At 58.0% G+C, this 9,288-nt stretch carries 8 protein-coding genes and 2 pseudogenes (2 of these 10 cut by a window edge); 8 read left to right on the top strand and 2 right to left on the bottom strand.

Features of this window, described 5'->3' with window-relative positions; genetic code table 11:
• Window positions 1-130 (top strand): annotated as a pseudogene (locus tag FVQ81_03665) (sulfatase); it begins 1,271 nt to the left of the window's first position.
• A 182-nt stretch (window positions 131-312) separates the two neighbouring features.
• Here FVQ81_03665 and FVQ81_03660 read toward each other — a convergent pair.
• Window positions 313-1,089 (bottom strand): phytanoyl-CoA dioxygenase family protein, encoded by a 777-nt coding sequence (locus FVQ81_03660; GenBank protein MBW7995670.1) that lies wholly within the window; start codon window positions 1,087-1,089, stop codon window positions 313-315.
• Window positions 1,090-1,312: 223 nt separating this feature from the next.
• On the opposite strand from FVQ81_03660, the gene FVQ81_03655 reads away from it, so the two are divergent.
• The 3 genes from FVQ81_03655 (at window position 1,313) to FVQ81_03645 (ending at window position 6,977) form a co-directional block, all read left to right on the top strand.
• Window positions 1,313-2,497 (top strand): acyl-ACP desaturase, encoded by a 1,185-nt coding sequence (locus tag FVQ81_03655; GenBank protein ID MBW7995669.1) that lies wholly within the window; start codon window positions 1,313-1,315, stop codon window positions 2,495-2,497.
• A 246-nt stretch (window positions 2,498-2,743) separates the two neighbouring features.
• On the top strand, window positions 2,744-4,729 hold the full coding sequence (locus FVQ81_03650; GenBank protein ID MBW7995668.1) for a hypothetical protein: 1,986 nt from the start codon (window positions 2,744-2,746) through the stop codon (window positions 4,727-4,729).
• Between the two features lie 244 nt (window positions 4,730-4,973).
• On the top strand, window positions 4,974-6,977 hold the full coding sequence (locus FVQ81_03645; GenBank protein MBW7995667.1) for a hypothetical protein: 2,004 nt from the start codon (window positions 4,974-4,976) through the stop codon (window positions 6,975-6,977).
• 132 nt (window positions 6,978-7,109) lie between these two features.
• Here the strand turns inward: FVQ81_03645 and FVQ81_03640 are convergent, their stop codons facing one another.
• Window positions 7,110-7,316 carry a cold-shock protein gene (locus FVQ81_03640; GenBank protein MBW7995666.1) on the bottom strand — a complete coding sequence of 69 codons (207 nt, stop codon included), beginning with the start codon at window positions 7,314-7,316 and terminating at the stop codon, window positions 7,110-7,112.
• Window positions 7,317-7,895: 579 nt separating this feature from the next.
• On the opposite strand from FVQ81_03640, the gene FVQ81_03635 reads away from it, so the two are divergent.
• From FVQ81_03635 to FVQ81_03620, 4 genes and pseudogenes are all read left to right on the top strand, one after another.
• Window positions 7,896-8,255: a hypothetical protein gene (locus FVQ81_03635; protein ID MBW7995665.1), complete on the top strand. Its 360-nt coding sequence runs from the start codon at window positions 7,896-7,898 to the stop codon at window positions 8,253-8,255.
• Window positions 8,161-8,352 carry a hypothetical protein gene (locus tag FVQ81_03630; protein MBW7995664.1) on the top strand — a complete coding sequence of 64 codons (192 nt, stop codon included), beginning with the start codon at window positions 8,161-8,163 and terminating at the stop codon, window positions 8,350-8,352. Before FVQ81_03635 ends, FVQ81_03630 begins: the two co-directional genes overlap by 95 nt.
• 64 nt (window positions 8,353-8,416) lie before the next feature.
• Complete coding sequence (locus tag FVQ81_03625; protein ID MBW7995663.1) at window positions 8,417-8,866, top strand: hypothetical protein; 450 nt, start codon at window positions 8,417-8,419, stop codon at window positions 8,864-8,866.
• Between the two features lie 39 nt (window positions 8,867-8,905).
• Window positions 8,906-9,288, top strand: a pseudogene (locus tag FVQ81_03620) (TonB-dependent receptor); it runs 2,149 nt beyond the window's last position.

The following is a 9,288-nucleotide window of genomic DNA, read 5'->3' as shown; positions in this document are numbered from 1 at the left end:
ACTGCCTACCACGACGGCAGCGAGGAACTCTACGACCACGACTCCGATCCCAATGAATGGGTCAACCTGGCGGGTGATGCCTCCTATGACGAGGTCAAGCGCGGGCTGGCCCGCTGGCTGCCGGGCGTGAACGCACCGGCTGTGTCGGAGTTGATCGGCAAGCGCTCGATTAACGAAGCAACCGAAGCCAGGCAACCCTGATCCCCCCGGCGATTCATACCCCCAATCCACCGCGGACCACAAGGCTCGTCGATCCGGCGGGCCTTGTGCGCTTAGTACTTTAACCGGGACAGGTTGAGCTTTTTTCGGCAGTCATTCCGCCGCGATTTCCTGTCTGCCGGTTTCCTTGATCGCGGAATCGGGGACTTTTGTCAGTGGCGTGTAGCAGGGATGCTCGATTTCCTGGTACGGGTCGTTGCGGGCGGCGTTGTAGCAGCAGATCAGCGTCCAGCGCGGCTTGTCCGATTCATTTGCCGCCGAGGCGTGAAGGAGGTTGCTGTGGAAAATCACTGCATCACCCGGCTCGAGTTCCACATGGACCAGTTCGTGACGTTTTTTGGCCTGTTCCACCCGCTCCGGGTCCGCGCCGGTCTGGTCGCCGATCTGGCCGTGGTCGATTCTGCCGATATGATGGGATCCCTTAAGCACCTGCAGGCAGCCGTTCTCGCGGGTCGAGGCGTCCACGGCGATCATGCAGCTGGTCAGCAGGGGATAGAGCACGGCGTTGTTGTACCAGTATCCGTAATCCTGGTGCCATTCCCAGGCCCCGGCTACTTTCGGCTCTTTAATAATCATCTTGGTGTGGTAGTGGTAAACCTCGCCATCGAGCAGCCTCTCCGCGCTGCCGACCAGCCTTTCACAGCGGGCGAACGCGCCGTAGAGGTTGTCGGGAGGATGGTTCCAGAGCTTGAGCCTGATCGTTTTACCGCTGGCGTCCTTGCGCTCCCAGGGTGATTTCAGCTCAGGGTCGTTCTTGGCCTTGGTTTTCAGCATCTCGATCTCTTGACTGTCGAACATTTCCCGGATAATCACGTAGCCGTCTTCGTGGTACGCTTTTACCTGTTCACTGCTCAGCTCACGGAAAGCCATAGCCTCTCCATCCTGATGGACTGATAATGAAAATGATAATCATCCAAAACTCGTAGATCAACAATAGTTTCCGAAGGAAATAAGTTCAAGAAAAATTGGATGTAATTCAAAAAGAAGTCGGTCCCCTGTGCCGAACAGCGGTCAGACTATTGCCAAATACTCCACTTTGCGTTAAAGTGTATGAAAGATGACAGAAAAGTCCACTATATAAGCGGAGGCTGGTTTGATATTCTACCGGGACAAGCTTGACAGGGCCTGCGAGTTCGTTAATGCGCTGCGCGGGAACGGGGCCGATGGGGATCACGAGGAGCAGGTGCTGGCACGGGCGTTCGGTGCGGAAATGGAGCAGATGTACGTCGGTTCACCTGAAGTCGCCGAGGTCCTGCTGCATGCCGAACACGTTTTGACATTCAGGAACCATATCGCATCCGAATTGAGCGGCGAAGCGGAAAAAAACCTGCGGTTCCTGCTGGGTCCTGAAAAACTCTGGCAGCCCAGCCGTCGCGATTCCGGACCGGCCGACGGCCTGCCCGATTTTTCCGGCGAGGACTGGAAGGGGAAGATCCACAAGATACAGGAGTATGCCGCCGGCCTGCCCTCGTCGTTCTTCATCGTGCTGATCGGCAACATGGTCACCGAGGAGGCGCTGCCCAACTACAAGACCGCCTTGGACAAAATTGCGGCCACTGGCAACCTCAGCGGCGCCGATACCACTCCGTGGGCGGAGTGGTCGTGCGGCTGGACCGCCGAGGAGGACCGCCACGGCACTGTACTTCGCGACTACCTTTCCTACACCGGCAAGGCTGACATGGTGGAGGTGGACAAGAGTGTAGCATCTCTGCTGCGCAAAGGATTTAACCTGCGGATCGGCCTCGATCCCTACAAACTGTTTATCTACACCAGCTTCCAGGAGCGGGCCACCAAGATCTCGCACCAGAACACGGGCAAAGTCGCGGAGAAATACGGCGACCCGGTCCTGTCGAAAATCTGCGCGGCGATCAGCGGCGACGAGAGCCGTCACGAGACGTTCTACAAGAACATGATGCGCGCGATTTTTGAAAACGACCCCGAGGGCGGGATGCTGGCGTTCGAGCGGCTGCTGTGCAGCCAAGTGGTGATGCCCGCCGAGTTGATGGAGGATGGAGAGCCGGAGCTGTACAAGCATTTCTCCCTGGTAGCGCAGAAAGAAAGAGTGTACACAACTTCGGATTACGTGAGCATTATCGAGCATCTGATCGGCTACTGGGACATCACCAACCGGTCGGTGGCAGGGGCGGCGGCCCGGGCCCAGGAGTTTATCTGCAGCCTGCCGGAGCGTTACAGCAGGACGCTGGTACCGCGCATGGAGCGGCTGCTGAGCAAGTTCGCTAAACGAAAGTACGCCTGGCTGTACGGCGAGATGGTTTAAGCTTCTTTTCCTGGTTCTAGCGGAATGGTGAAAAAAGGCGGCCGGTAACGGCCGCCTTTTTTTGTCGTGCATGGTTGCGCGTGGGGCTAAATTCACCCTTCAAGATTCTTGTGCACCGCTGAGCGCTGGTTATCTTGCAATCATGTGCCTGCAAACGGATCGAAGACTTTTACATTTCAGACAACAGGGGACACGCAAATGCAGATTTTTTCACGAAATTATCCTTCTTTAAGCTGTCTGTTGCTGTTGGCAGTTACGCTGGCCATGGTTAAAGTAGAGACCTGCAGTGCGGAAATCAAACCGGAGATTGCCAGTCTGGACAGGGACCAGTTGGCTGCCTATTACCAGGCCCTGGCCGACAAGTTGGGCGCCGAGGCTTGGCGACGGATCGACAGCAAGGCCAAGCTGGAAGCCGAACGGGAGAAACTGCACCGGGAATTCATGTTCATGATCGGCTTGGATCCGCTGCCGGAGCGTACCGGGCTGAACGTGAAGCACGTGCGCACGATCGAGCGTGACGACTACACGATAGAGGTCCTTCATTATCAGAGCCTGCCCGGCTTTTACGTGGCGGCAAATCTTTATAAGCCCGGCAGGGGCAACGGCCCGTTTCCGGCCGTGATCTGGGGGCCGGGCCATGGGTCCGGCGAATTCGGCACCAAGACTTCACGCCAGCCCCATGCCGCGATGTGGGCGCGGGCGGGGTATATCTGCATCGTCGTCGATCCGATCCAGGCCTCGGAAATCTACGGTATCCACCACGGTCTGGCCGGCTACGATCTGGATGAATGGTATTCGCGCGGCTACACGCCGATGGCTATCGAGGTGTGGAATACGATGAGGACAGTGGATTACCTGCTCACCCGGCCCGATGTCGACGGGGACAAACTGACGCTTACCGGCGTTTCCGGGGGCGGGCACCTGAGCTGGATGGCCGGCGCGGCCGACCCGCGGCTGACCGTGGTCCAGCCGGCCGCCGGCACCGCGGAAATCCCGGCGCATATCAGGCTCAACCTCCAGGGCAGGCACTGCGACTGCGCCTATTTCGTCAACACCTACCGTCACGACTGGACCACCCTGGCCGGGCTGGTTTCCCCCCGTCCGCTGCTGCTGCATTGCTCCACCGGCGACGCCTATTACCCGCCCGAGGGCTACATGCCCGTGCTGGAGAAGGCGCGGGAAATCTACTCCTGGTTTGGTAAAAAAGAGGCGGCGGCCTTGAGCGAGGTGCCCGGTCCGCACACCTATAACCCGGTCCAGCGTGCGCGCGGCGTGGAGTTCAGCACCCGCTGGCTCCTCGGCAAAACAGTCGATATCCCCGAGGAACGGGATGTCGAAATGGTGGAGGCGGAACTGCTCGGCGCGCTGGGCGGAATCAACGCCGCGCATCCCGAGAATATCAACGCCAACGTATACGAACTGCTCCTGCCCGCCGCCAAACCGTCTCTGCCGTCGAGCAAGCAGGCCTGGGAAACCCGGCGCGCCGAGGTGATGGGCAAGCTGCGCCAGGTTGTGCTGCGTAACATGCCCACGGGGCTGAAACCTGTGAGAGAGGGTTCGGGCGAAAGGGATGCCTACCTGCTGAAAACCGAACCGGGGATCAAGGTCGGGATGTACTCCCACCTTCCGCCCGCGCCCGACGGGATCAGGGCGGCGGTAATCTACGTGGCCTCGACGGGAGACTTGTGGAGCAGCACAACCTGGGGGTTCATGAAGCCTTTTCCGCTGCGGGAAAAGGCCACGTCGAAGCACATGATTTATCCGCGCGGAATAGGGGCGGGGAGCTGGGACCGCAACACGAATATCAAGTACAAACGCGATGCGATGACCCTGGGCCGGACATTGGATGACATGCGCCTGGCCGATATCCTCTGCGCTATCGAGGTGGTGGCCTCCGACCCGGCCAACGCTGGGATCGAGGAGCTGACCGTGGTCGGCAGGGGCGCATCAGGTATCCTGGGCGCATACGCCGCGCTGCTGGACGAGCGGGTTACCCGGGTGGTTCTGCATTCGCCCACCGCGTCACATCTGGACGGACCCCATTTCCTGAACGTATTGCGTTACACTGATATCCCGGAAACGCTGGGGATGCTTGCACCGCGCTGCGAGCTGGTGTTCCTGACCCATGATATCGACAATTTCGGCCTGACCGGGAAGCTCTATGAAATGATGGGCGCCGGCGGCAAGTTTCGCCGCTGCGTGTCTGTGACCCAGGCGCTCAATCTTCCTTGAAACAAGGAGCTGCTTCAGAGGATTGAATATTATGCTAACAAGCGAGGGCTGCTTTTCACCGGGCGGCCCTCGCTTTTTAATCGAAAAATATTTCTCGCGGCTCTGCCGCGGGAGAGGTCATTGTTCTGCTGCGATAAAAGCATGGTTATTTGTCATGAGGCCGGATATATTAAAAAAATAAGTAAGGGTACAATAAGTTAGTATATTATGAATACAAGGTGATAACTAACCTTTCAAACAGATCATGGAGGGTATTTCGACCATGAAATTGCATCTCTTCTGCCTGGCGGCCTTATTGTTCTCTGTGATTCCGCTGCGGGCGCAGTACCAGCCGAATGCTGAAATGCAGGCCCTGCAGGCCCATTTCGAGCGAGTGGCCCGCGCCAGGTTCGATACGATGTTCACCAGCGTTCGGACAGTGGAGCAGTGGGAGGCCCGTAAAGCCGACTACAAGCGGAAACTGCTCAAAATGCTCTGGCATGACCGCGAATGGAGCGATCAGCCCCCCAAGGTAACGATCACCAACAAAGCCGGGAACAAAGATTACACAGTGGAATGCCTGGTGATCGAGACCGCACCGGGACTCTTTTCCACCTGCAACCTGTACCTGCCGCGCAAAGTGAAAAAGCCCTATCCGGTCATTCTCTATCAGTGCGGACACTCCAGCAAGAACAGCTATAAGCGCCACGGCACCTGGTTCGCCACGCGGGGAATCGCAGTGCTGATGATGGACAATATCGAGATGGGGGAAATGGAGTTCACCCACCACGGCCTCTACTCGCACGCATGGTGGCACTGGTACAGCCGGGGATTTTCGCCGCTGGCCGTGGAACTGCTCAATGCCCGCCGCGTGCTCGATTACCTGGTCACGCGCGATGACCTCGACAGCAGCCGCATCGGGGCAACCGGCATCTCCGGCGGCGGGATGACCACGTTTTTCCTGGCGGCTGTCGATGAGCGCATCGCTGCCTCGGCCCCGGTCTCAGGCGAGCTTTCGACCAAGGGCTGGATCGAGCAGCAGCTCTCCCGCGCCCACTGCGACTGCCAGTTCCCAGTCAACAGCTACGGGCTGTACTACTCGGAAGTTGGCGCGATGGTGGCTCCGCGCCCGCAGCTGATGTGCAATTCCGACGCCGACCGCGGTTTCCCGATGGACGCTTTCGGAGAACTCTACGACAAGATGGGTGAAGTGTACGCCCTCTACGGGGCGGGCGAGGCGCTGGACACCGCGATTGCTCCGGGCCGCCACGCCGACAGCGAGCCGATCCGCCTGCCGGTCTACCAGTTTTTCCTTAACCTGTTCCGCGGGATCGACACTACTGTCACTGAGGAAGGCCCGCTAGACACTCTGCGGGCGGAGCAGCTGGTTTGTTTCAGGGATGGTTTCCCGGTTGACGAGATCCTGACGCGGATCGACCGGGAACTTCTGCCGGTCTGCGATTATGACCCGAAAAGCATTGACCGGTCTGCCGCGGAGCGCAGAAAGAGTGAGCTGATCGAACAATTGCGCTCAGAATCATTCCGCTATTTCCCCGATCGTCCCGCGGCGCTTGCGCCCCTTCTGGACGAGCAAAAAACATTGCGCGGCCGCAGGGTGCGGAATGTCAGTTTCAATTCATTCGAGGACCTGCGGGTCAGGGGAATCTACTCCCTGCCGCCGCAGCTTGAATCGGGGGAAAAACTGCCGGCCCTGCTGGTTCTCGACCATCGCCGCGGGATACCTGTCTGGGGCAACGAGCAGCGGCTGGAGGCCAACCGCTGGGGAGACCGCGCGGTGCTGGTAGCCGAGACGCTCGATCGGGGCAGCCGGGCGCTGGAGAACAACCTGCGCAGCTACACCGACGACGACCCGCTGCACCACATGAAACGCCAGGCGATGGTGGCCGGGACCACCCTGGACGCGATGGCGGTCTACGATGCGCTGCGCGCCCTGGAGTTCCTGCGCTCGCAGCCGGAAGTCGATCCGGCGCGGATAACGATCCTCGGCAAGGGAGAGCTCGGGGTTAACGGCCTGTACGCCGCGCTGCTGGATGGGGCCGTGGAGCGGGTTGTGCTGGAGTCACCGAGCGCCAGCCACCGCGAGGCCCCGATCTACCTCAATGTCCTGCGCTACACCGATATCCCCGAGGTGGTGGCGCTGATGGGGCCGAAAGTAAAACTGTTCGGCGAGATCCCCACGGCGGTCAGGATTGCCGTGGACAACTCGGACGCACGGATAGAGCGCTCGCTGGCCGACTGCCTGCCCTGATCCCGGACCACTAGGGCAACAAGGGCTGACGTGATAATTTTGCCGGAGGTTGTGATCGCGGATTTTTGGCCGGGAAATGGCAAAAAAAACCCCCGGCAGCGCCGGGGGTTTTGCAGTACTCGTTCGGTCGGTTCAGCTGTTCACCACTGTAACGTTAGCGGCCTGAAGTCCCTTGGGACCTTCCACGATTTCGAACTCGACTTCCTGATTTTCGTAGAGGGTCTTGAATCCCTCTGACTGGATGACGGAATAATGGACGAACACGTCGGGGCCGTCTTCCTGTTCAATGAATCCGAATCCCTTTGACTCATTGAACCATTTGATTTTACCACTCGCCATCTCGAATCACTCCTGCAGTAATAAATGAAGAATTACAAGCCGCCGGTGAACTGCCCGCCACGCGCCGGCACAAAGATTTGCAGGGAAAGAAATCGGTCCCTGCCAAATCTGAATATATTGATGTTTCCACGCGCAGGCAAGGTATATCGCATATCAACTTTGAGATGGTGAATGTCGGATAAAAAACTGTAACGAAGCCGGGCGGAAGATTGAAATTAATTGATCCGACGTAATTGTCGAGATTTTCGACAATATCGTCGAATTCGTATATTCGAATTCGTTTGTAATGTTCAATTTCTAAGCCGTAACTGTTTGTGATGTAATAAAATATTCTTCTTCGCATCTTTCGACTGTTACAACTGGCATTCTTTTCGCACTAATAGTAAGAATGTGAATATAAGCTGATTATAAATCCGTTCCCCAGCGCCGAATCCGGTTGCTAAATCGAGTTCGCATACTGAGTTGGCCAATAAAATGTAACCGGACGCCGGGCCGGATTGTCTCAAATTCGGTCGGTAGAAGCATTTTTGTCCCGACCGAAACAATCTTAGAAATGTCATTCAGGAAAGTACCAGGAGGTTGAATGCATCGTGCGGCAGCACAAGTCAGTTCGAGAATACCGGGTCTAGTCCTGATCATGTCCCTGCTTTGCCTGGTCGTGGCGGCCGAGGCTCAGCGCGGAGGTGGCGGCCGGGGCGGCGGCGGAAGACGGAGCGGTGGCCGCGGAGGGCAGAGCGTGCAGCAGAAGCCCGGAACACCCGCGGAGGCCAGGTTTATCAGGGTATGCAGGGCGTTGTCCCTGTCGAAGGATCAACTGAAAAAAACCAAGGCAAGATTCGACAGCATGGAAGTGAAAAGGCAGCTTGTGATAGAAAAACAGCAGATCGGTGCTGTCAGTTCACTGGCGGCGCGGCAGGAACTGAGCAGGCTCGGCAGTGAGTTCGAGGAGCAATTTATCGCCCTGCTGGACGAGGACCAGCGCAAAAAACTCGAGAAGCTTAAGGATGAGGGTACTCTCAGCGATGAGTGGTGGTGACGAGGCTAAGCCGACGAGTCCTGATCAACAGAAAGACAGACTGCAAAACCAACCGGGAGGAAAGATGAGAGCAAGATCAACACTGCCCGCGGCTCGCCTGACCGGGTTGCTGGTACTCTGTCTGCTGGCAGCTCTCGCCGGTCCGCTGGAGGCTCAGCGCGGCGGGAGGGGACGCCGCGGAGGCGGCAGGATGGACCCGGCCCAGATGCAGAAGACGATGAAGGAGCGTTCGGAACGGGTGCACAGGCAAATGTGCGAGACTCTCAAGCTCGATGGGCAACAGCAGGAGCAGGCGGACAAGCTGTTCGGGGAATCGCAGAACAAGCGCGACAGGCTGTTCGAGGAGATCAACGCTGAAAAGCTGAACCCGCGGGAGGCGATGAGGAAAATGCGCGATGCGCAGGACGAATATTTGAAAAAAATCGAGGAACTGCTCGATGACGAGCAGAAAGGGCGGTTCGAACTGATCAGGAAAGAAATGAAAGAGCGCAGACCGCGCGGCGGGAGAAATTAAGCTCTCGATTGAACTGTGGTGACGGAGGGAGGAATCGCGATGCAACCTGACAATTCCACTTGTTGCTTGAGCCGACAGGCAGGCAGGTTATTCTGGCGGCTGGCGGCAGTCTGTACGCTGATACCGGCGATCGCGCTCGGGCAGATCTTGCAGGGCGAGGCAACGCGCGATATCCGCGGCTATGTCCGCGACGGGGAGACAGGCGAGGCCCTGCCTCACGCAAATGTCCTGCTGACAGGGACAAAGATGGGAGCGGCGACCAACACCGACGGTTATTTCGTGATAGTCAACGCTCCGGCCGACATGCGCAGGCTTCAGATCAGGTATATCGGCTATGCCGTCAAGGAAGTCGAACTTGATTCCACCGCCACCGCCACCGGCAGCGAGCCGGTTAATATCTATCTCGAGCAGATCGTTTACGA

Source organism: Candidatus Glassbacteria bacterium (genome assembly GCA_019456185.1).
Classification (GTDB): Bacteria; Gemmatimonadota; Glassbacteria; order GWA2-58-10; family GWA2-58-10; genus JAJRTS01.
This window is presented reverse-complemented; position numbering and strand designations above follow the sequence as displayed.